Here is a 21,124-nt window from a genome sequence, read left to right as displayed (position 1 = left end):
AGCGGGCTAAATAAAGCGCTAACTGCGTTATAAATTTTTCATGTAGAACAACTACATATCAAAATTTATGCCTTGTTATCACTCCATTTATCTGTCGCTATAAATGGTCAATAACTTAACACGATTGGTATTAGCGGCCTCTGTAGATTGGCTATTGGTAACAAAAATACACAAAAAAGCCACTAAACATACATTTAGTGGCTTTTTGACAATTAAGCTCGGGTCAAAGCGGGCTTATTTCATGTAGTTAAAGCTCAGCACCATCCGCTAATAAAACATCTTCATTATCATCTGGCTTAATGGTCGCTTTTAGTAACAGCATGTCACGTAACTTGCCTTCAATTTCATCAGAGATCTCAGGGTTTTCTTTCAAAAACTTAATTGAATTTGATTTACCTTGACCAACTTTACTACCATTATAACTGTACCAAGCACCGGCTTTTTCAACTAGCTTATGCTTAACACCTAAATCAATTAGTTCACCATGTTTAGAGATACCTTCGCCGTACATAATGATAAATTCAGCTTGTTTAAATGGTGGTGCAACTTTATTTTTTACCACTTTAACGCGGGTCTCATTACCCACGACTTCATCGCCCTCTTTCACAGAACCAATACGGCGAATATCTAAACGTACTGAGGCGTAGAATTTAAGAGCATTACCACCCGTTGTGGTTTCTGGGTTACCAAACATAACACCAATTTTCATACGGATTTGGTTAATGAAAATACATAAAGTGTTAGAGCGTTTGATGTTACCGGTTAGCTTACGCAATGCTTGCGACATTAAGCGTGCTTGTAAGCCCATGTGTGAATCACCCATGTCGCCTTCAATTTCCGCTTTTGGTGTAAGTGCTGCAACAGAGTCGACAATAACTACATCAACAGCGCTTGAACGTACTAACATGTCACAAATTTCAAGTGCTTGCTCACCGGTATCTGGTTGCGACACTAGTAGATCATCAATATTTACACCTAATTTTTGTGCGTAAATTGGATCAAGTGCGTGCTCAGCATCGACGAATGCACAGGTTTTGCCTTCTTTTTGTGCTTCTGCGATAACTTGTAATGTTAGCGTAGTTTTACCTGATGATTCAGGACCATATACCTCAACAATACGACCCATAGGTAAACCACCTATGCCTAATGCGATATCAATGCCCAGAGAGCCTGTTGATATAGCATCAATATCTAATGCTTTGTTGTCACCCAATTTCATAATTGAGCCTTTACCAAATTGACGTTCAATTTGAGATAAAGCAGCGTCCAACGCTTTTTGTTTGTTATCGTTCATTTTACTCTCCAAATCCGGCTAATGCAGACAAGTATACTGTATGAAATCACAGTATCAAGTTAATTTTATCAATTTATCTTTTCAATAACAGTTTTTAAAGAATAAACAATAGCTTGCAATCTAACTTGTGCTCTATCACCTGCAAATATCTGTTGGCTCGGATACTGTTTATCGCCAATCTGAATACAAAACCACACTAACCCGACGGGTTTTTCTTTACTGCCGCCGCCTGGACCTGCCACACCCGATACTGCAACGGAAATATCAGCTCCAGCCGCTTTACAGGCACCCGCAGCCATTTGCAAAACTGTTTGCTCGCTCACAGCCCCATATAAAGCTAAGGTTTGCTCATCGACACCTAGTAAATCTTGCTTGGCTTGATTACTATAAGTGACAAATGCGCGATCTATATAAGTTGAGCTGCCTGGGGTATCTGTTAATGCATAACTTACTCCTCCACCAGTACATGATTCAGCACTAGTGATCCACAAGCGTTTATCCGTTAAAATAGCGCCTAATTGCGCAGCAAGTGTTTTAATCTCTTGATGTAATTCCATATTCAGCCTTTGGGTAAATACATGTCGTTCGATCTTTATGCACCACACACTATAAATCAACAAACGCCAATGATGCAGCAGTATCTAAAAATAAAATCGGAGCATCGTGATATTCTACTGTTTTATCGCATGGGCGACTTTTATGAGCTATTTTTTGATGATGCTAAGCGCGCAGCGCAACTGCTCGATATTTCGCAAACGCACCGCGGTAAAGCTGGCGGAGATCCTATTCCAATGGCCGGCGTACCCTATCACGCCGTAGAAAACTATTTAGCCCGCTTGGTACAAATGGGTGAATCAGTCGCAATATGTGAGCAAATAGGCGACCCTGCAACGAGCAAAGGCCCCGTTGAGCGTAAGGTGGTACGCATTGTCACCCCAGGCACAATTTCTGATGAAGCATTATTACAAGAACGCCAAGACAATTTACTAACCAGTGTTTGGCAAAGTAAAAAAGGCGTGTATGGCATCGCTTACTTAGACATTAACTCAGGTCGTTTTAATATTGTTGAAGTACATACTGAGGAAGCGTTTAGTTCTACTTTACAACGCTTAGCACCAGCCGAACTACTTTATAGTGAAGACTTTACTAACTTTCATTTAATTGAACATATTAAAGGTATTCGTCGACGCCCTGAGTGGGAGTTTGATTTAGACACAGCCCAGCATTTGTTATGTGAGCAATTTGGCACTAAAGATTTAATCGGTTTTGGCGTTGATAAAGCAAAAACCGCATTGGTTGCAGCTGGTTGCTTAATGCAATATGTCAAAGATACCCAACGCATTGCTTTACCACATATTCGTGCCATCACTTTAGAGCATAATGAACATGCGGTTATTTTAGATGCCGCCACACGTAAAAACTTAGAGCTGACCGTCAATCTATCCGGCGGATTTGAAAACACCCTAGCACAAATACTTGATAAAACAGCAACGGCAATGGGATCGCGGCTATTAAAGCGCCGTATTCATACTCCAATACGATCCAAGCCTGAGCTAAATGCGCGCCTTAATGCCATTAGTGCCATTATTGATGTACAACTGTGTGGCGAGCTACATGAGTCGCTCAAACAAATAGGCGATATCGAGCGCGTTATTGCTCGCTTAGCCTTGTGGACCGCCCGCCCGCGTGACTTAACCCGCCTGCGCAGTGCACTACAAGCCCTTGCACCATTACACCAATTATTAGCCGATGCTAGCGATCCACGTATTAGCCAAATTATCGCGCAATCACCAGAATTACCTGAGTTACAACAATTACTCGAACAAGCCGTCATTGAAAACCCACCGGTATTAATTCGTGATGGCGGCGTAATCGCCCCTGGATACAATAATGAACTCGATGAGTGGCGATCATTAAGCCAAGGTGCAACTGATATACTCGAGCAGCTTGAACAGCGTGAACGCGAACGTACTGGTATCAGCACGCTCAAAATTGGCTATAACCGTGTACATGGCTTCTTTATTGAAGTTAGCCGTGCCAATGCACACTTAGTACCGGCAGATTATATTCGCAGGCAAACACTTAAAAATAATGAACGCTATATAATTCCAGAGCTTAAAGAACATGAAGACAAAGTATTAGGCAGCCAATCAAAAGCACTCGCACTTGAAAAGCAGCTGTACGAACAATTGTTTGAGTTTATAGCGCCGCACATTGAGCAGCTACAAATTATGGCTGCCGCACTGGCTGATTTAGATGTGCTGAATAACTTAGCTGAGCGCGCTATTGCACTTAATTACGCCAAACCAGAACTTTGTGATAGTGACGATATCAGCATCAAACAGGGGCGCCACCCAGTTGTTGAGCAAGTCATGAAAGACCCATTTATAGCCAACCCTGTAGAACTTAATGCACAACGCAAAATGTTGATTATCACAGGGCCAAATATGGGCGGTAAATCAACTTATATGCGTCAAACGGCTCTCATTGTGCTCATGGCTCACATTGGTAGTTACGTGAGCGCAGACAGCGCTAAAATAGGTAATATTGACCGCATATTTACACGTATTGGTGCCAGTGATGATTTAGCATCAGGGCGCTCAACCTTTATGGTCGAAATGACAGAAACAGCCACCATTTTAAATAATGCCACGGCGCAATCGCTGGTATTAATGGATGAAATAGGCCGTGGCACCAGTACTTACGATGGTCTGTCTCTCGCCTATGCGACAGCTGATCATTTAGCGTCAAAAATATCAGCTAAAACATTGTTTGCAACGCACTATTTTGAACTGACAGAACTTGCCGAGCAACAAGCTGGACTGGTCAATGTTCATCTAGATGCCATAGAGCATAACGACACCATTGCTTTTATGCATACCGTGCTTGATGGCGCTGCAAGTAAAAGTTTTGGCCTACAAGTAGCGGCTCTGGCTGGCGTGCCAAAAGCAGTTATAAAACAAGCAAAACAAAAGCTTAAAATGCTCGAAAATCATCAGCCAGTCACCGCAGACATCAATGCCGTGCAACCTTCATTATTCGAAGCTGAGCCGTCGCAAGTAGAAACCCAGCTTGCTGAAATTGATGTTGATGACTTAAGCCCGCGCCAAGCTCACGCGCTACTTTATAAATTAAAAGCCTTACTTTAAGATAAGAAAAACCACAAAAAAAGCTGAAGAGTTTTGCTCTTCAGCTTTTTAATAACTATTTTCTGTGTGTGTTTTTTGTCTATTACTGTGCTAGTCGTTATGAGAACTGATCAAATAAGCTATCAGTACTTAATCCTTCATGCTGTAAAATATCTTTTAAACGACGCAGCGCTTCAACTTGAATTTGTCTTACTCGCTCACGTGTTAAACCAATCTCACGGCCAACATCTTCAAGCGTTGACGGCTCATAGCCTAATAAGCCAAAGCGACGCGCAAGCACTTCACGTTGTTTAGGGTTTAACTCACCTAACCAATCAACAATATGCTTATTAATATCATTGTTTTGTACTTCGCCTTCTGGGCCAAAGCCTTTTTCATCGGCAATAATATCAAGTAGTGCTTTATCATTTTCGCCGCCAATTGGCGTATCTACAGAAGTAATTTTCTCATTTAAACGCAGCATTTTAGTTACGTCTTCAACGGGCTTATCTAAAGAGGCGGCAATTTCTTCGGCAGTCGGTTCATGATCAAGCTTTTGAGTTAACTCACGAGCAGTACGTAAATAAACATTCAATTCTTTTACAACATGGATTGGTAAACGAATGGTGCGAGTTTGATTCATGATGGCACGTTCAATGGTTTGACGGATCCACCAAGTAGCATAGGTAGAAAATCTAAAACCACGCTCAGGGTCAAATTTTTCAACAGCGCGGATTAAACCTAGGTTACCTTCTTCAATTAAATCCAGTAGCGCTAAGCCTCGATTATTATAACGGCGGGCAATTTTTACAACTAAACGTAGGTTACTTTCAATCATGCGTTTGCGGGAGGCTTCACAGCCTTTCAACGCTTTGCGGGCAAAAAACACTTCTTCTTCAGCGCTCAATAATGGTGAAAAACCAATCTCACCTAAATAGAGTTGAGTCGCATCTAAATTTTTAGTTATTTCCTCTTTAGCAAATATTTCATCATCTTTATCATCATCTTTATCGACGTCATCTAATAATTCAGAAGCAGCATCGTCTACCACTATATCATCAAATTTATCATCAACCGCGTCTTTCGTTTTCTCTATTTTTGCTGTGTTACCCATGAGCGTACCCTCAAGCAAATAAGTGATCTTATATCACTATGATCAATACCCGATAGCTAAGGCAAATACTTTTCGGGATTAACAGCCTGTCCTCGATAACGGATCTCAAAACGTAATGCCGTCACGTCAGAATCTGAACTGCCAATCTCTGCGATTTTTTGCCCAGCTTTCACATCCTGTTTTTCTTTCACTAATAACTTAGAGTTATGTGCATAAGCACTAAGATAATCATCATTATGTTTCAAAATGATTAAATTACCGTACCCTCTAAGTGCATTTCCCGCGTATACGACTGTTCCTTGTGCGGCAGCAACCACAGCCACACCTTTTTTATTAGTAATCTGTAACCCTTTGTAGCCATTTTCTTTAGTTGAAAACCGCTGTGTTACAGTCCCTTTAGCAGGCCAGGACCAATGTACCTTTCCTGAAACCAAACTGTTGGTATTACTAACTTTTTTACTGGCTTGTTTTTGAACATACTCTCGTTGTTTTGGCTGATCAAGCTCTTTTTTTAATTTTTTGTTATTTTTTTGTATTTCTTTTGTAGACTTTTTACTCGAATTCGTATATTTTTTCTGCTTTTTCGTTTTTACTGATGGTTTTTTAAACGAAATAACTTGACCTGGATGGATCATGTAAGGAGCTGGAATATCATTGTTTTTTGCCAACATGCGAAAATCTTGTTGGGCGCTGAAAGCGATTGAGTAAAGTGTATCGCCTTTTTTTACAACATAACGATCGCCATTGATGTTCACTTTACTGGTATAAGGCTTAACAGAAGTATTTAAACTACTTACTGGAGCTGGCGCTTGACGAGAAGAGCAAGCACTGAGCAAAACACTTGTAAATAAAGTAACATAGAAAATGTACCGGCTATTCATAGTGTTTTGCTCCTTGTATTAATAATTGTGGTTTTTAACGCTTAACGTAGTAAAAAGTACGCTACCACCACTAAAATCACTAATCCCCAGCCAAGTGCTTCTACATATTGACGTAATTTTTGCTCCATTTTTACTCCTCCCCACTTCATTAGTGCTGAGACTAAAAAGAATCGTGCGCCACGCCCAACCGCTGAAGCTAATAGAAAAGGTAGGAAGGCCATTTGTAAAAGCCCCGCACCAATAGTAAATACCTTATAAGGTATTGGTGAGAAGCCAGCTAAAAACACCACCCACACACCATAATCTTTAAACCAACTTAGGGCAGTATTAAACTTTTCCTGCCAACCCATTTGCGCAATCAAAGGCTCGACAACAGGCTCAAATAACCAAAACCCTAATAAATAACCAAATACCCCACCAAGTACTGACGCAACCGTAGCAAAGGTAGCGTAACGCCATGCTTTACTCGGTTGTGCAAGCGACATAGGCGCAAGCATAACATCCGGTGGAATAGGAAAAATAACTGATTCAGCAAAACTCATCCCTGCTAAATAACGCTCTGCGTGGCGATGTTTCGCCCACACTAATGCCATATCATACAACTTGGTAAACAATTTCAAAGTGACTTCCTATTCAATATCGCCAGGAACCAAAGGTACAAACCTAACTGGCGCAATAACATGTTGAGTAAATTTTTCGCCTTCGCGCACAACCATAACCAGTTGTTGTTCTTCATTTCCTATTGGTGCAATCATCACCCCGCCATCACTGAGTTGCTCAAGTAATGCTTGCGGTACCTGCGATGCAGCAGCAGTGACAATAATGCCATCAAATGGGGCTTGCGATTGCCAACCTTGCCAGCCATCGCCGTGCTTCATAGACACATTATAAAGATCTAGATTATGTAAACGGCGCTTAGCTTGCCATTGTAACGCTTTAATTCGTTCCACCGAAAATACTTTTGTAAAGGTTTTAGCCAGTATCGCCGTTTGATAACCAGAACCAGTACCAATTTCGAGTACTTTTTCACGTACTCCCGCTAAACGCAGCAGCTCCGTCATCCTCGCAACGATATAAGGCTGCGAAATTGTTTGACCTTGGCCTATTGGTAATGCCGTATTTTGGTAGGCTTTGTGTTTAAGCACATCATCAATAAACAAATGCCGAGGAATGTCAGCAATGGCACTAAGTACCACACTATCTTCAACTCCTTCACGCTGTAATAATTCGGCCAGCGCGCGCGCACTGCGAGTATAATTAGCCAGCACCATTGATCTCCATTGTTTTCAGCCAATCACTTACCGCAGCTAAGCTGTCTTTAGCAGTCATATCGACACTTAATGGGGTTACTGAGGCATAACCATTATTAATTGCGAAAAAATCAGTGCCCTCACCAGCATCACTTTCAGCGCCCAAAACACCATACCAATAAATATCACGCCCCCAAGGATCTTGTTGTTTTGTCATGGTTTCGGCTTTGTGGCGAGCCCCTAATCGGGTAACTTGCACGCCTTTAAGCTCTGCTAGCGGAATGTCTGGTACATTGATATTAATAATTTGATCTTTCGGTAATGGATGTGAAGTCAGCTCTTTAATAATACTGACTGTCACTGCCGCAGCCGTTTCAAAGTGTTCCCCTTCTTTAGAGCATAACGATACAGCCACGGCTGGTAGGCCTAAATGACGACCTTCTGTTGCTGCGGCAACAGTGCCTGAATATAACGTATCGTCACCTAAATTTGCGCCATGATTGATTCCCGCCACCACTAAATCAGGCTTTTCATTAAGTAACTCATTCACTCCTAAATGCACACAATCAGTTGGCGTGCCATTGACAGAAATAAATCCATTATCAAGTGTGGTTGCTCGCAGTGGATTCATAAGCGTCAGAGAATTGCTCGCACCACTACAATTGCGGTCAGGTGCAACCAAAGTAACATCAGCAATTTGCGTTAATGCTTGGTATAACACCGCAATCCCTTTTGCATTTACGCCATCATCATTACTTAACAATATTTTCATTTTCAGCGTCCTTTTCTTTATAAACACGGGGACTTGCATCGGTGTAATCCACCAGCTCACGTAACAGCGCCGTGGCAAAAGTACCTTTAGGTAAAGCAAAGCTTAATTTAATGGTGGTGTCATCAATCGTTGTAACGGTTAAATCTTGTGGTATCAAACGCAGCATTCTCCGCTCGTTTTTAAGCCCTAGCTCACCAAGTCCTTCACACCATTGTTTATAAGGTTCCAACCATATTTTTTCTTGCTCAGTGAGGCCTTTTTCACTTTTACCAACCAAAGGTGCAGACATCATAATATCGCCAGAGGCAAGCCGTGCGATATTCTCATCGCTAATTGCATCCTCAAAAAATGCATTACTACCACTGAGCATAAATACTTCACGGTGCATAGTTTTAGCTAAACCATGCTCAGCAACGCGCAAATTCACAATTTGATTAAATACATAAGAGCGTGCCGCAGAGATAATTAAACCGCGTAACTTTTTATCGCGAATACGCTCACCAGCAAACATTCGCTTGGCCATTTCAAGATTATGACCATCGTGACCAAAACGTTGCTCACCAAAATAATTAGGTACACCTGCACGTACAGCATTAATTCTACAAAGGATATCTAACGGCTGTGTGACATTTCTAAGCGTAATAGTAAATTTATTACCTTTGTGACAGCCCGTACGTAATTTACGGTTATGACGCTGCTGGGCAATAATAAATACGGAATCACTATTTAATTCGGTAAAATCAATGTCTTTTTTAATCGGCACTGGCACACTAAACCATTGGCTACAGACACCATGACGATCTTTCATTCCTGCGTAACTTACATCTCGTGGTGAAATCCCGGCTTTTTGGGCAAGTAATTTAGCAACGTACTGGGTGTTTTCGCCCTTTTTTACCACTTGTAAACATACATGTTCCCCACTACCAGTAAACTCTATACCTAAGTCTTCATCGACCATAAAGTCTTCCGCTGTGGTTTTAAAGTCGGCCTTAGATAATGGCGCACCATATAAGTAATTTAACTCACTCATAGTGATTGATTACTTAGTAAACTTTTACTCATAATCACCACGGCATGACTTGATATACCTTCTTTACGGCCTTCAAAACCCAGTTTTTCAGTGGTGGTGGCTTTTACGTTTACTTGGCTAATTTCTGCATTCAAATCAGCCGCCAAGTTAGCACGCATCGCTTGAATGTGTGGCAGCATTTTAGGCGCTTGTGCCACAATCGTCACATCAGCATTGCCCAGCGTATAACCTTGCTGTTTGGCTAAATCAACAACATGACGCAATAAAATACGGCTGTCGATATTTTCATACTCACTGGCTGTATCTGGAAAATGTTTGCCGATATCGCCCATTGCCAACGCCCCTAAAATAGCATCACATAACGCATGAATAGCCACATCACCATCGGAGTGGGCTAAAAAACCTTGTGGATAAGCAATTTTTTCACCACAAATGGTTAACGGGCCTTCGCCACCAAATTTATGAACATCAAAGCCGTGGCCAATTCTAATCATGGTGTATTCTCACTGTGTTGTTTTTGGAGTAAAAAGTTGGCTAAATCTAAATCTTCTGGGGTAGTTATTTTGATATTATCACTGCGTCCCGCAACGAGCTTTACAGGCTTATTTGCCCATTCGATTGCGGATGCTTCATCGGTGATCGTCACTTGCTGGGCAAGCGCACTTTGTAGGGCCTGCATTAAATCATGATACTTAAATAATTGCGGAGTCAACGCCTGCCATAAATCATCACGAGGTACGGTTTGCTTACTGTGTGTGCCACCACGTTTAATAGTGTCTTTCACTTTACTGGCTAAAATGCCACCTTCATCGGCATTTATACACTCAGTTAGTAAGCGCTCAATATCAGTAAGCATAACCAAGGGTCTTGCCGCATCATGCACTAACACCCAATCAGGTGGGTTAGCAGCTAACGCTAATAAACCGTTAAGCACTGAGTCGGCGCGCTCTTTGCCGCCGCTTACACGTATAATACGGGGATCAATAAGCCCAAGAGAATCAAAGTACGGATCATCATCACTCACCGCTACGACAATACTACTCGCTTGTTTCAATTGTGCTAATTTAGCCAGTGTATGCTCAAGAATAGTTTTGCCTGCTAAACGTATATATTGCTTAGGCGCAGAATGTTGCATACGACTTCCCACACCGGCGGCTGGGACTATAATGGCAAGAGTATAATTAGTTTTCATTTAGTTGCTGTCCAGGTAAAACACGGATAAATGTTTCGCCAGGTTTGATCATCCCCAATTCATTGCGAGCGCGCTCCTCCACCCCTTCTTGACCTAATTTTAAATCTTCGATATCTGCTTTAAGCACTTTATTACGTTTTATCAGCTGGGCATTAGTATCTTGATGGGAAGTAACCGCCGCTTTTAAACGACTATAATCTTGTACCCCATTGTGGCCAAACCATAACCGGTATTGTACAAATAACGCTAAACACAGTAGCGCAAGTTGAAACAGTCGCATTAAACACTCCTTGATTTTACTCTACCAGTACAAATTTATAATGCACTTAAGGCAACTGGTATTAAATTTTTTTAACTCGAACATGAGGGCGTTTTAAATTACGCCAATTGATATTACCTGCTAACAGCATTTCTCTCAGAGATAAGGTTCGTGGTGTTGTACGTTTATCAAAAGACCACTGATGACCGCAACATGCAGCAGCCATTGTTGCTTTTGTAGGTTTTAATAACACTACAGACTGCCCCTCTAACGGCTGCCCTTGGTCATCAAACCAACCATGTTCATTACAATGAAGTTTATTGTCGCTTACTTGGTCGATGCTGTCTATTGCAACGCGGGTTTGATTTGCGCGATTAAGTAACAGCGGCACAATTAGACCCACTTTTTTATGTTGCTGGTAAAAATCATCATTACTTTTTTCATTTGGTGGCCGCAATTTTTGCTTATCAAGCCAGCTACCATTATGGGGATCTAACTGAAAAGGAACCTGGCCATTAACTACAGCAGCTGCGGCACGCTCGATATAAAAAGGAAGGCTTTTTAATCGTTTGCGTAAGCGTTGCTCATTAGGTTCTGCAACTAACAAAGCAATTTCTCGCGCATAGAAGGCGTTACACAGCTGTGTATATAGCACACGCTGCGCATCAGATTGCCAAATATCGACTTGTTGAAAGGGGTCGCTTGCAGCCAACGATTACACTCAAAAACATCTAGTTGCTTGTTTTATAGCACAGTATTGGCTGCTTTTTAAGCTCTGTTACTTAACGCTAGCCTTTATACCTAATTTTGCATCACCCGTTGCTAAAAACTGCACTACTTCATTACGTTTTTTACCAAGCAATAAACTGCCATCAGCTAAAAACATAAAATTCTGCCAATTGCGTTTAAACACATCAAAACTGGTTTCAATGATATTGTCACGGGCCATACAAAAATAGATGGTGGTGTTTGCTTGCCAATCAAGGTGAGCTAGAATTTCAGTAGGTAATTGCTCTGCGCCTTCTTCCCACGCAGCTTCCCAAGGAACTATTTGCGAGAAATTATCATCATTGCCACACCAATCGGTTTTTTCAAAAAAATCAGGGTGATCATGTTCACGGCTTACCATAGTGCTCCATAGAACAGCTGCACGCTCATGGCTCATAGGTTTAATTAAAGCAAGATCTTGCTCTGATACGGGCGCATCTTGATGGCGAAAAACCCACGCTTTCTTGTAATCATCTAACGATATATAGTTCATAATATTGGCAAATTGGTTAGCATTAAAAGTGCAGCGCAAATTATACAAGAGATCAAAACATGACTACAGCAATAAAACCACTTTCCCTTAAATCAGGCATATACCAACATTACAAAGGTCCTAAATACAAAGTTTTGTACATTGCCACCCACAGCGAAACCGACGAACAGCTGGTAATTTATCAGGCCTTGTATGGTGAGTTTGGCATGTGGGCGCGACCACTGAGTATGTTTTTAGAAACGGTTGAAAAAGACGGCCACGTTATTCCTCGCTTTGCATACCTTGGAGAGGTCGAGTAACTATGGCATGATAGCCTTATTTATTACTGCTCAGACCAGACAGGTATTTACGTGCAATTTAATTCTACAGATAACTACATCGCAAGTAATTCGTTAAAACAAGCGGTTAATGCGGCTATTTTGCTTGAAAAGCCACTATTAATAAAAGGCGAACCCGGTACAGGTAAAACCATGCTAGCCGAAGAGTTAGCTAACAGCTTAGATACCCACCTTATCCAGTGGCATATAAAATCAACCACTAAAGCACAGCAAGGCTTATACGAGTACGATGCAGTATCACGCCTGCGCGACAGTCAACTCGGTGATGAGCGCGTGCATAATATTGGTAACTACATAATAAAAGGCAAACTTTGGCAGGCATTTACCTACGGCGAAGAGCACAATAAACGCCCGGTATTATTAATTGATGAAATAGATAAAGCCGACATCGAATTTCCAAACGACTTGCTACTGGAGCTGGATAAAATGGAGTTTCATGTTTATGAAACTGGCGAAAGAATTGTAGCTAAGCAGCGCCCTATTGTGATCATCACCTCAAATAATGAAAAAGAGCTACCAGATGCCTTTTTACGCCGCTGCTTTTTCCATTACATTGATTTTCCATCGAGCGACGAGATGCAGCAAATTGTTGATGTTCACCACCCGAATGTAAAACAAGATTTAGTGCGCCAAGCGCTGGAAGTATTCTTTAACCTTCGTGACGTTAACGGCATCAAGAAAAAACCGTCCACCAGCGAGTTACTTGATTGGCTAAAACTGTTAATGGCCGAAGACATCGACGCGAAAACCCTACATGATAAAAGCCAAAAAGGTGGCTTAATGCCAATGTTTGGTGCGCTACTAAAAAATGAGCAAGATATCAGCTTAATTGAAAAACTAGCCTTTATGAGTCGCCGTTAAGATGTTGATTGCGTTTTTCTTCAAATTACGAGAGTACCGCTTACCTGTAAGCATGCGTGAGTTACTTGATTTAATCAACGCGCTGAAAAAAGGTGCGGTATTTGCTGATGTTGACGGGTTTTACTATTTGGCCCGCACTATCATGGTAAAAGACGAAACCCACTTTGACCGCTTTGACAAAGCCTTTGCTGATTACTTTAGCGGCATTGCCGATCTCGACTTACTAGAGAGCCTAAAACAGCAACATGACTTACCTCATGATTGGCTGCGCAAAGAGTTTGAAAAACACTTAAGCGATGAAGAAAAAGCACAACTTAAGGCCATGGGCGGCCTTGATGAGTTAATGAAAACCCTAAAAGAGCGCCTTGAAGAACAACAAAAGCGCCACGCAGGCGGTAATAAATGGGTGGGCACAGGCGGTACATCGCCCTTTGGCGCGTATGGCTACAACCCAGAAGGCGTACGGATTGGTCAGGACGGCAACCGTAACCGCCGCGCTGTAAAAGTGTGGGATAAACGCGAATATAAAAACCTCGATTCTGATCGTGAAATAGGTTCGCGCACCATAAAACTTGCGCTTAAAAAACTGCGTAAATTTGCCCGTACTGGCGCAAGTGACACCCTAGATTTAAACGAGACCATTCGCGCGACCGCCAAACAAGGCGGCATGCTTGATGTAAAAATGGCGCCAGAGCGCCATAACGCGGTAAAAGTGTTAATGCTGTTTGATATTGGCGGCTCAATGGATGATTACATTCATACCTGTGAAGAGCTCTTTAGCGCCGCCCACAGCGAGTTTAAACACTTAGAGTTTTACTACTTTCATAACTGCCTGTACGAACACGTTTGGCAAGACAACCAACGCCGCCACTCAAACATCATCGACACTATGACGCTAATAAACAAGTTCACCAGTGACTATAAAGTCATCTTTGTAGGCGATGCCACCATGGGCCCGTATGAAATCGCCTACCCCGGCGGCTCTGTTGAGCACTACAACGAAGAGCCCGGCAGCGCATGGCTTGCTCGTATCACCAATCACTTTGACAAAGTAGCGTGGCTCAACCCACAACCGGTTGAACACTGGCGCTATTATCAATCAATTGATTTTATAAAGCAGCTGATGGATAACCGCATGTACCCACTGAGCTTAGATGGCATTAGTAGAGCGATAAGGGGGTTGAGTTAAGTAATATGTTAGAGAGCATCAACTCTTTAGTTTTATCTATCAATCTAAAAACAGCAGTTTGAACAAGTTTTTTATAACATATTCGCATATAAAAATGGTAGTTATAAACATTAGGAATTAAAAATCTCGAGTGTTATTTTTAAACAATATAATTTCTTTAACTTAATCAATGAAATAAAAACATTTCTAAAAATAACATTGAATCCAAAAAAGAAATTACAAGCTTTATATTTAATTAAATCAAGCGGTTAAGCGGCCACCTTGGTTGCGCAGCCATTTCAAAATGGTAAACTTAAAGAACAAAAAAGCCTAAGCATGAATAAACAAACTTAGGCTTGATTGTAGGTGTTGATCAAATAACAAAGTTAAAGCCAACCACCCAGTGTCGCAACTGAAGGGTAGCACCAACATAGTTATTTGGTCAATTAATTTGAACCGCTTAACCGAGAGGTGCTTATGCATATCACGATTGAAATAAGTGAGAAGCTTTTAGCTAATTTAGTAAGATTAGTTACTTCAATTTCTCCAATTTTATTAATCATAAATAACTTTATGTAATGATTTAATAAACGATAAAAAGAAAGGATTCTTTTTATATTCCTTTATCATTCATTTCCTACAACTCAGCTATATAATTCAACGTTTCAGGGTATCGCTGCACTAACTTTAATAAAGTAATGGCCTGATCATTAGGTGCGCTGCGGCCTTGCTCCCAGTTTTCAAAGGTTCTTGCTGAGGTATGTAATAAGTTTGCAAATACCCCGCGCGACATATTAAACGTTTCGCGAATATTAATGATTTCATCGGGTGAAATGGCGGGGTTATTTGCGTCATTCATAGCATAAGTGAATAAGGTTAGCTTGCCTTGTGCATGCGCTTAAATGTACGCAAATTACGTGCACCTATCAAGTTAACACTATGACGCGATATAAAATCGCTGCTACGAGATGGGTGATATTTCGTAGGCGCGGGTTTACCCCGCGCAATTAAAATTTATTCACAAAGAGGTTATGAGGCGCTGCGCTTTTAGAGAAGTAATTGTAAAAATAGGGCCTTGGTAGTGGCTAGGTGCTGGGGTGTATTCGGAGTTCGTTGCTCGAAGCCCGCGGTATTTTTTTCTCATTTACACTCATTCACTTCTCCTTGTGTAAAAAAGTCTTTAAGTGACGAAAGCCAGCCACGAGGTAAAGTCGCTACATGGCTTAGTAAAAATGAAAAACGCGAGATCTCTCTCGCGTTTTTATATTTCGTTTTAGTAATTTTGATAATTACTTATCTTGCTTTTGCTCATCGCGGCTGCGTTTTTTGTCACCTTTTTTATGACCTTTTTTACGCATGTGTTTTTTAATTTCTTCATACTTTTCACGTTGCTCGGCATTTAATACCTGCCAAACTTGATGTTGCGTTTTTAAGTTAATTAAAGCAAATTGCTCGCCTTTAGCTTGGCGCTTCGCTAATAACTCTTTAGCTGCGGCTTCATCAAATGACGGCATATCTAATAATGCTTTCATTTGGGCTTTATGTGCCTCACGTTCTTGCTTCATAGCCTCTTTATCAGTACCACGAAGTGCTTTAAATTGCGCTTTTTGCGCTTCAAAAATTGTTTTCAACTGGGTTTGTTGTTGCTCAGTCAAATCAAGTTTTTTAACGCCACGTTCAGACAATAAAAAACGCGCTTGTTTATGTTCAATAGAGTGGCCTTGTTTATGCTGCATGCCTTCTTTTGCTATTACAGCGCCAGTGCCTAATGTTGCTGTCGCTAATCCACAAATTAATACTAATTTAGAAACTTTACTTGAAATAGTCATAATAATTACCTTTGGTTGGTTGCGAACTTACTGTGTATTCAGTTGTTATGTTCACTATAACGCCCCCAATGCAAAGCAACGCAAAGCAATGTAAAGGTTGTGTAAAGGTTCACTTTTAAGCACATTAAGGCGTAAAATAAAGTTATTCCAGCGTGGTTAAGGCGAGCAAATGAAATTATTAATGATTGATGATGATACCGGTTTATGTGAGTTACTTTCTGAGTATTTAACTGCGCAAGGGTTTCAAATTGAATGTGTACACGATGGCGAACAAGGTTTAAAGCAAGCGCTTGAGCATGAGTATGCACTAATTTTACTCGATGTGATGCTACCTAAACTGGATGGCTTTGAAGTACTTAAACAGCTAAGACAAAAAAATTAACACCTGTGATTATGCTAACCGCCAAAGGTGAAGACTTTGACCGTATCTTTGGCCTTGAACTTGGCGCCGATGATTACATTCCTAAACCATTCAACCATCGTGAGTTATTCGCACGAGTTAAAGCAATTACGCGTCGTATTGAGCACATTACTAGCTTAACTAATCACAACTCAAATAAACTTAGTGTCAATAATATCGTTATTAACTTAGCAGCCCGCGAAGCATCGGTAGATGATCATCCATTGAGTCTAACTGGCACTGAATATGAAGTACTTGCTTTATTGGTTAAGCACGCTGGCGAAGTGGTGAGTAAAGAACAAATAAGTGAAGAAGTACTTGGAAGGCGTCTGGCTTCTTTTGACCGCTCTATAGATATGCATGTCAGTAATATTCGCAAAAAAATTGCCGAATTTAATAGTGCTGAACGTATTAAAACCATGCGAGGAACCGGCTATGTCTTTATCCAAGGAGAATAGCGCCCCCCGTTTAGCTTGGCTGAAACACCCGAAACACTTTTTATTTTTTAAAATTTTTGTGTGGTTTTGGCTGACAGTTATCGGCACGATCACTGCGTTAGTATTTTTAAGTAATATTGCAACCAATCAAGTGAGCAATGAAGATTTACATGGCCCTATGCTAAAAAACCTGCAATACACAGCAAAAGGCCTTGAACGTTCCGTAGTAAAGCATGAAAAACCCGTTGTTGAGATTTTAATGCACCCACGTTTAGCCAAACGTAAATTATTGTACTTAAATTCAGATCAACCTGAGCATTCATTGAGTAGTCGGACACCGCCAAATGAGATTGATCTAAGTCTAATTAATTTCACTAAAAGTATGCCGCCACAAGTTATTTTTACTGAGTATTACCAAGCATTTGGGCCAATAAAAATAGACCTTCCAGAAGGCACATTTTATTTATACGAAATCGACGAAAATCACCAAACGCCATTTATTGTGCGCTTGAAACTAATGCCGATTTGGTTAAAAGTGGTTATTGCACTTCTTGCTTCATTAATATTAAGTTTTATATTTAGTCGTAACCTAATTGCACCGATTAATCATTTAAAACAAGCCGCGATTAAACTGTCCAATGGTGATCTAAGCGCCCGCGCTAACATAGATCCAAACAGGCAAGATGAGTTAGGTGTGTTAGGTCGTGATTTTAATAGTATGGCGAGTCAGTTAGAGCAACTCATTAGCGCACAAAAACGCTTATTAGCTGATATATCTCACGAATTACGTTCACCGTTAACGCGTTTAAAAATGGCGACAGGCCTTGCGCAAATGCAAACCCCAGAAGAAAACCAAACTTACTTATTACGTATTGAAAAAGAAGCTAATCAACTTGATAAAATGATTGCCGATGTGTTGCAAGTATCGCGCCTTGAGGCGAAAAGCCAAGCACTGTCATTACATGAACAATCTTTACAAGTGATCATAGATCACGTGTTAAATGATGCTCAGTTTGAAGCGAAACAAAATAACAAACAACTGCTTATTCAAGGCCAGCTGAATGTTGATATTCGTTGCGATGAGAGCTTAATTGCCAGCGCATTAGAAAATGTATTACGTAATGCGATAAAGTATGCTGTGCATACAATTACCTTATCGATGAGTTTAAGTGATGCGATTTATATTGAGATCAGTGATGATGGTCCTGGCGTTGAGCCACAAAATTTAACTAAGCTATGTGAGCCGTTTTTTCGTCAATCAGATGCACGAGATAGAACCAGCGGTGGTACTGGGCTTGGTTTAGCAATCGCTAAAAACGCTATTGCCGCCCATGCTGGCAGCTTAACACTGCATAATAGTGAACCTAACGGGCTCTGCGTGCGCATTGCCTTACCGTTAAATAAACAAAAATAAGAATGCGCCCTATGTTTTACAGTACAGAGTCAGATTTACTCGCGCGACAGCCTGAAATATCGCAATTTTTTGCGCAACAGGTGAATAAAGCACTGCTGACGACGACAAATGGTGATTTATATTATGGTTATGCGATACCGGAACAGCCCAAAGCCGCTATAGTCATTAGCTCTGGGCGTATAGAAGGGTTAGATAAATACCAAGAGCTGATATGGGAGTTATTTAAAAATAATTACGCTGTATTTATTGTCGACCACCAAGGACAAGGGCGATCTTATCGGGCGCTTGCAAACCCGCATAAAGGCTTTGTGAATAAATTTACTGATTATGCAGATGATTTGGCACTATTTGACAGTCAAATTGTGAATACTCTTTACCAAGGTAAAAAGGTCATGCTCGGGCACTCAATGGGCGGAGCGATTGCAGTGGACTTTCTCACTCGATTTAAGCATAACTACAGTGGTGTTTTCCTGTCTGCCCCCATGTTTGATATTTACACCAAAGGCACACCAAAACCACTTGCTAAACTTGCCGCACGTACAGCGTGCTTATTAGGCTTTAACCAGTGTTATGCACTTGGTCAAACTGATTATCTAGCATACGATTTTCTGAATAATGATCTAACGAGTAGCGAGGTCCGCTATCAATTGTTTAGACAAACCTATCAAAGCGATAGCATATTGCAATTAGGTGGCGTCACTTATGGCTGGTTAAATGCTGCGTTTGGCTTTATGGCGACTCTTGAGCAACAACAGCTAACGCTCCCCGTTTTTATTGCCAGTGCTGAAAACGATACGGTTGTCGATAACCAAGCTCAAATTGCATTGGTGCATCGTCAAAACAATGCGGTTTTACAGACGTTTGCTGGTGCAAAACATGAGCTACTGTTTGAACAAGACACCATTCGCCAAGCCGTACTTAGCCGCTTTTATCAGTTTTGTGACTCACTAAATTGAGAGTTTGGCTGACTCAACGACATGGGATCTTGGTGGATCAAAATATCCATTTCACAATTAAACTCTTGTTGGATCATTGCCACCACTTCATCAGCAACGTAATGCGCACGGATCAAAGGCAGTTGATCTTCAAGTTCTAAATGCATTTGAATAAATTTAACTTTGCCGCCTTGCCGAGTACGTACGTCGTGTACGCCAAAAACATCGTTATGACTGTTGGCAATTGATACTATGCTGGCTTTTTCTTCATCTGGAAGTTCTTTATCCATCAAGTGATCAGCACTTTGTGTTGCTATATCCCAGCTGTTATAAAGAAGGTAGCCAGCAACGCCAATAGCAAAAATAGGGTCGGCGTAAAGCATGCCATTTTGCGCCAGTAATATCGCAATCAATACCGCGGCATTTAAAATTAAGTCACCTTTGTAGTGCACTGAGTCCGCTTTGATCGCGATAGATTCGGTATGCCTTATCACTTTGGTTTGTACATATACCACCACCAGCGTACAAGCAATGGCAAAAATACTGACCCACACACCCAGCATCGAATGGTTTAATACCACAGGGTTAAATAAGCGCTCAATACCATGAAATGCTAATAAACAACCTGAACCAGCAATAAAGGCTGCTTGACCTAACCCAGCTAATGCTTCAGCTTTACCGTGACCAAAGCGGTGATCGTCATCTGCAGGGCGCAGTGCATAACCTAACACTAAAAAACTCATCGCTGAGGCGGTAATATCCATCAAAGAGTCTGTAAGTGAGCCAAGCATGGATGCTGAGCCCGACGCAAGCCATGCCCAACATTTAGCCGCAATCATCAAGCTCACCATAACCATGGTAACAATACTGGCGGTTTTCACCCAAAATTCATAACTACGTTGATGCACGCTTTTGCCTATGTTTTAAACTGTTTGATTAAAATCAGTATATCATTTTTTTTCGCTGTTTCGTGTATACTCTCGAACGTCAAAATGTAGATCACCAATAAGGCTCGTTATGCTCGATATCGTTTTATACCAACCAGAAATTCCCCCTAACACAGGGAATATTATTCGTTTGTGCGCAAATACAGGTTTTGCTTTGCACCTCATCGAACCACTGGGCTTTGAGTGGGATGATAAGCGCGTCAAAAGAGCGGGCCTTGATTACCATGAATTTAGCCATGTGCAACGCCATGCTTCGTTCGAGGCGTACTTAGCAAAGTGCCAACCAAAGAAAGTATACGCGTGTACTACTAAAGGTAGTCAATTCCATCACCAAGCAAGCTATGAAGCGGGTGACTGTTTAGTATTTGGCCCAGAAACACGTGGCTTACCGGATGAATTAATTCAATCATTACCAAATGAGCAACGAGTGCGGATCCCAATGCAAGCCAATAGCAGAAGCATGAACTTATCCAATGCGGTTGCTGTGTTTGTTTATGAATCATGGCGTCAGTTAGGTTTCCCTAACGCTCAGTAAACACTGCAAATAAAGCGCCCATTAGGCGCTTTAGCTCCCCCTTTAAGGCTAAAATGCCACTGCACTTACTGTAATAAAT

General features: G+C 41.2%; 22 protein-coding genes and 2 pseudogenes. 8 read left to right on the top strand and 16 right to left on the bottom strand.

The annotated features are described in order from the left end of the window. Positions 1-247: 247 nt before the first annotated feature. Both recA and KAN5_RS00380 read right to left on the bottom strand, forming a co-directional pair. Positions 248-1,294: a recombinase RecA gene (gene recA, locus KAN5_RS00385; protein ID WP_016708515.1), complete on the bottom strand. Its 1,047-nt coding sequence runs from the start codon at positions 1,292-1,294 to the stop codon at positions 248-250. 68 nt (positions 1,295-1,362) lie between these two features. Next, a complete protein-coding gene (locus KAN5_RS00380; protein ID WP_016708514.1) occupies positions 1,363-1,851 on the bottom strand; it encodes a CinA family protein in 489 nt (162 codons plus the stop codon). 21 nt (positions 1,852-1,872) lie between these two features. Between KAN5_RS00380 and mutS the strand changes: the two genes are divergently transcribed. Beyond that, positions 1,873-4,443, top strand: a complete 2,571-nt coding sequence (mutS, locus tag KAN5_RS00375) for a DNA mismatch repair protein MutS (RefSeq protein WP_244390191.1) — start codon at positions 1,873-1,875, stop codon at positions 4,441-4,443. Between the two features lie 97 nt (positions 4,444-4,540). Here mutS and rpoS read toward each other — a convergent pair whose 3' ends face one another. The 11 genes from rpoS to KAN5_RS00320 form a co-directional block, all read right to left on the bottom strand. After that, positions 4,541-5,536: an RNA polymerase sigma factor RpoS gene (rpoS, locus tag KAN5_RS00370; protein ID WP_138555232.1), complete on the bottom strand. Its 996-nt coding sequence runs from the start codon at positions 5,534-5,536 to the stop codon at positions 4,541-4,543. 56 nt (positions 5,537-5,592) lie between these two features. Further along, positions 5,593-6,417 (bottom strand): peptidoglycan DD-metalloendopeptidase family protein, encoded by an 825-nt coding sequence (locus tag KAN5_RS00365; RefSeq protein ID WP_244390190.1) that lies wholly within the window; start codon positions 6,415-6,417, stop codon positions 5,593-5,595. 41 nt (positions 6,418-6,458) lie between these two features. Continuing rightward, positions 6,459-7,037: a YqaA family protein gene (locus KAN5_RS00360; RefSeq protein ID WP_016708510.1), complete on the bottom strand. Its 579-nt coding sequence runs from the start codon at positions 7,035-7,037 to the stop codon at positions 6,459-6,461. A gap of 9 nt (positions 7,038-7,046) precedes the next feature. Further along, positions 7,047-7,685, bottom strand: coding sequence for a protein-L-isoaspartate(D-aspartate) O-methyltransferase (locus KAN5_RS00355; RefSeq protein WP_029216121.1), 639 nt, complete (start codon positions 7,683-7,685; stop codon positions 7,047-7,049). After that, positions 7,675-8,439 carry a 5'/3'-nucleotidase SurE gene (gene surE, locus KAN5_RS00350; protein WP_016708508.1) on the bottom strand — a complete coding sequence of 255 codons (765 nt, stop codon included), beginning with the start codon at positions 8,437-8,439 and terminating at the stop codon, positions 7,675-7,677. The genes KAN5_RS00355 and surE overlap by 11 nt, the downstream gene beginning before the upstream one ends. Beyond that, a complete protein-coding gene (locus KAN5_RS00345) occupies positions 8,420-9,469 on the bottom strand; it encodes a tRNA pseudouridine(13) synthase TruD (RefSeq protein WP_016708507.1) in 1,050 nt (349 codons plus the stop codon). Before KAN5_RS00345 ends, surE begins: the two co-directional genes overlap by 20 nt. Continuing rightward, a complete protein-coding gene (ispF, locus tag KAN5_RS00340; protein WP_016708506.1) occupies positions 9,466-9,963 on the bottom strand; it encodes a 2-C-methyl-D-erythritol 2,4-cyclodiphosphate synthase in 498 nt (165 codons plus the stop codon). The genes KAN5_RS00345 and ispF overlap by 4 nt, the downstream gene beginning before the upstream one ends. Then, entirely contained in the window at positions 9,960-10,661 is a 702-nt protein-coding gene (gene ispD, locus KAN5_RS00335; protein WP_016708505.1) for a 2-C-methyl-D-erythritol 4-phosphate cytidylyltransferase, read from the bottom strand. The genes ispF and ispD overlap by 4 nt, the downstream gene beginning before the upstream one ends. Then, positions 10,651-10,941 (bottom strand): cell division protein FtsB, encoded by a 291-nt coding sequence (gene ftsB, locus KAN5_RS00330; RefSeq protein WP_016708504.1) that lies wholly within the window; start codon positions 10,939-10,941, stop codon positions 10,651-10,653. The genes ispD and ftsB overlap by 11 nt, the downstream gene beginning before the upstream one ends. A gap of 61 nt (positions 10,942-11,002) precedes the next feature. After that, positions 11,003-11,632, bottom strand: a complete 630-nt coding sequence (locus KAN5_RS00325; RefSeq protein ID WP_138555229.1) for a hypothetical protein — start codon at positions 11,630-11,632, stop codon at positions 11,003-11,005. Between the two features lie 66 nt (positions 11,633-11,698). Then, positions 11,699-12,181 (bottom strand): DUF2947 domain-containing protein, encoded by a 483-nt coding sequence (locus KAN5_RS00320; RefSeq protein ID WP_016708502.1) that lies wholly within the window; start codon positions 12,179-12,181, stop codon positions 11,699-11,701. A 59-nt stretch (positions 12,182-12,240) separates the two neighbouring features. On the opposite strand from KAN5_RS00320, the gene KAN5_RS00315 reads away from it, so the two are divergent. Genes KAN5_RS00315 through KAN5_RS00305 form a run of 3 tightly spaced genes read left to right on the top strand, consistent with a single transcriptional unit; the run spans position 12,241 to position 14,569 of the window. Beyond that, entirely contained in the window at positions 12,241-12,480 is a 240-nt protein-coding gene (locus tag KAN5_RS00315; protein WP_138555228.1) for a DUF1653 domain-containing protein, read from the top strand. Positions 12,481-12,531: 51 nt separating this feature from the next. Continuing rightward, the gene (locus KAN5_RS00310) at positions 12,532-13,380 is read left to right on the top strand and encodes a MoxR family ATPase (RefSeq protein WP_244390189.1); all 849 of its coding nucleotides are present in this window, start codon (positions 12,532-12,534) and stop codon (positions 13,378-13,380) included. A 1-nt stretch (position 13,381) separates the two neighbouring features. Beyond that, on the top strand, positions 13,382-14,569 hold the full coding sequence (locus KAN5_RS00305) for a VWA domain-containing protein (protein WP_244390188.1): 1,188 nt from the start codon (positions 13,382-13,384) through the stop codon (positions 14,567-14,569). 616 nt (positions 14,570-15,185) lie between these two features. On the opposite strand, the pseudogene KAN5_RS00300 reads toward KAN5_RS00305, so the two are convergent. Both KAN5_RS00300 and KAN5_RS00295 read right to left on the bottom strand, forming a co-directional pair. After that, positions 15,186-15,443 (bottom strand): annotated as a pseudogene (locus tag KAN5_RS00300) (type II toxin-antitoxin system MqsA family antitoxin); the annotation flags it as partial. Between the two features lie 394 nt (positions 15,444-15,837). Further along, positions 15,838-16,377 carry a Spy/CpxP family protein refolding chaperone gene (locus tag KAN5_RS00295; protein WP_016708497.1) on the bottom strand — a complete coding sequence of 180 codons (540 nt, stop codon included), beginning with the start codon at positions 16,375-16,377 and terminating at the stop codon, positions 15,838-15,840. Positions 16,378-16,546: 169 nt separating this feature from the next. Here KAN5_RS00295 and KAN5_RS00290 point away from each other — a divergent pair. From KAN5_RS00290 to KAN5_RS00280, 3 genes and pseudogenes are all read left to right on the top strand, one after another. Continuing rightward, positions 16,547-17,235 (top strand): annotated as a pseudogene (locus KAN5_RS00290) (response regulator). Further along, positions 17,213-18,628: an ATP-binding protein gene (locus tag KAN5_RS00285; protein ID WP_138555226.1), complete on the top strand. Its 1,416-nt coding sequence runs from the start codon at positions 17,213-17,215 to the stop codon at positions 18,626-18,628. The pseudogene KAN5_RS00290 and the gene KAN5_RS00285 overlap by 23 nt, the downstream one beginning before the upstream one ends. 11 nt (positions 18,629-18,639) lie before the next feature. After that, positions 18,640-19,584 carry an alpha/beta fold hydrolase gene (locus tag KAN5_RS00280; protein WP_138555235.1) on the top strand — a complete coding sequence of 315 codons (945 nt, stop codon included), beginning with the start codon at positions 18,640-18,642 and terminating at the stop codon, positions 19,582-19,584. On the opposite strand, the gene KAN5_RS00275 is transcribed toward KAN5_RS00280, so the two are convergent. Further along, positions 19,560-20,402: a cation diffusion facilitator family transporter gene (locus tag KAN5_RS00275; RefSeq protein WP_029216120.1), complete on the bottom strand. Its 843-nt coding sequence runs from the start codon at positions 20,400-20,402 to the stop codon at positions 19,560-19,562. The two genes, KAN5_RS00280 and KAN5_RS00275, sit on opposite strands and share 25 nt — an antisense overlap. Before the next feature lie 178 nt (positions 20,403-20,580). Here KAN5_RS00275 and trmL point away from each other — a divergent pair, with 178 nt between their 5' ends. After that, positions 20,581-21,045, top strand: coding sequence for a tRNA (uridine(34)/cytosine(34)/5-carboxymethylaminomethyluridine(34)-2'-O)-methyltransferase TrmL (gene trmL / locus KAN5_RS00270; RefSeq protein WP_016708492.1), 465 nt, complete (start codon positions 20,581-20,583; stop codon positions 21,043-21,045). Positions 21,046-21,124 lie beyond the last annotated feature (79 nt).

The organism is Pseudoalteromonas sp. KAN5 (assembly GCF_022846535.1).
Taxonomy (GTDB): domain Bacteria; phylum Pseudomonadota; class Gammaproteobacteria; order Enterobacterales; family Alteromonadaceae; genus Pseudoalteromonas; species Pseudoalteromonas haloplanktis.
The sequence above is the reverse complement of the archived record's forward strand: the minus strand, read 5'-3'. Positions and strand labels throughout refer to the sequence as shown.

What these genes read in the sequence shown, in the direction of transcription:
- recA (WP_016708515.1), bottom strand. Translation starts at nt 1,294, where the DNA reads ATGAACGATAACAAACAAAAAGCGTTGGACGCTGCTTTATCTCAAATT.
- KAN5_RS00380 (WP_016708514.1), bottom strand. Translation starts at nt 1,851, where the DNA reads ATGGAATTACATCAAGAGATTAAAACACTTGCTGCGCAATTAGGCGCT.
- mutS (WP_244390191.1), top strand. Translation starts at nt 1,873, where the DNA reads ATGTCGTTCGATCTTTATGCACCACACACTATAAATCAACAAACGCCA.
- rpoS (WP_138555232.1), bottom strand. Translation starts at nt 5,536, where the DNA reads ATGGGTAACACAGCAAAAATAGAGAAAACGAAAGACGCGGTTGATGAT.
- KAN5_RS00365 (WP_244390190.1), bottom strand. Translation starts at nt 6,417, where the DNA reads ATGAATAGCCGGTACATTTTCTATGTTACTTTATTTACAAGTGTTTTG.
- surE (WP_016708508.1), bottom strand. Translation starts at nt 8,439, where the DNA reads ATGAAAATATTGTTAAGTAATGATGATGGCGTAAATGCAAAAGGGATT.
- KAN5_RS00345 (WP_016708507.1), bottom strand. Translation starts at nt 9,469, where the DNA reads ATGAGTGAGTTAAATTACTTATATGGTGCGCCATTATCTAAGGCCGAC.
- ispF (WP_016708506.1), bottom strand. Translation starts at nt 9,963, where the DNA reads ATGATTAGAATTGGCCACGGCTTTGATGTTCATAAATTTGGTGGCGAA.
- ispD (WP_016708505.1), bottom strand. Translation starts at nt 10,661, where the DNA reads ATGAAAACTAATTATACTCTTGCCATTATAGTCCCAGCCGCCGGTGTG.
- ftsB (WP_016708504.1), bottom strand. Translation starts at nt 10,941, where the DNA reads ATGCGACTGTTTCAACTTGCGCTACTGTGTTTAGCGTTATTTGTACAA.
- KAN5_RS00320 (WP_016708502.1), bottom strand. Translation starts at nt 12,181, where the DNA reads ATGAACTATATATCGTTAGATGATTACAAGAAAGCGTGGGTTTTTCGC.
- KAN5_RS00315 (WP_138555228.1), top strand. Translation starts at nt 12,241, where the DNA reads ATGACTACAGCAATAAAACCACTTTCCCTTAAATCAGGCATATACCAA.
- KAN5_RS00305 (WP_244390188.1), top strand. Translation starts at nt 13,382, where the DNA reads ATGTTGATTGCGTTTTTCTTCAAATTACGAGAGTACCGCTTACCTGTA.
- KAN5_RS00295 (WP_016708497.1), bottom strand. Translation starts at nt 16,377, where the DNA reads ATGACTATTTCAAGTAAAGTTTCTAAATTAGTATTAATTTGTGGATTA.
- KAN5_RS00285 (WP_138555226.1), top strand. Translation starts at nt 17,213, where the DNA reads ATGTCTTTATCCAAGGAGAATAGCGCCCCCCGTTTAGCTTGGCTGAAA.
- KAN5_RS00280 (WP_138555235.1), top strand. Translation starts at nt 18,640, where the DNA reads ATGTTTTACAGTACAGAGTCAGATTTACTCGCGCGACAGCCTGAAATA.
- KAN5_RS00275 (WP_029216120.1), bottom strand. Translation starts at nt 20,402, where the DNA reads ATGATTGCGGCTAAATGTTGGGCATGGCTTGCGTCGGGCTCAGCATCC.
- trmL (WP_016708492.1), top strand. Translation starts at nt 20,581, where the DNA reads ATGCTCGATATCGTTTTATACCAACCAGAAATTCCCCCTAACACAGGG.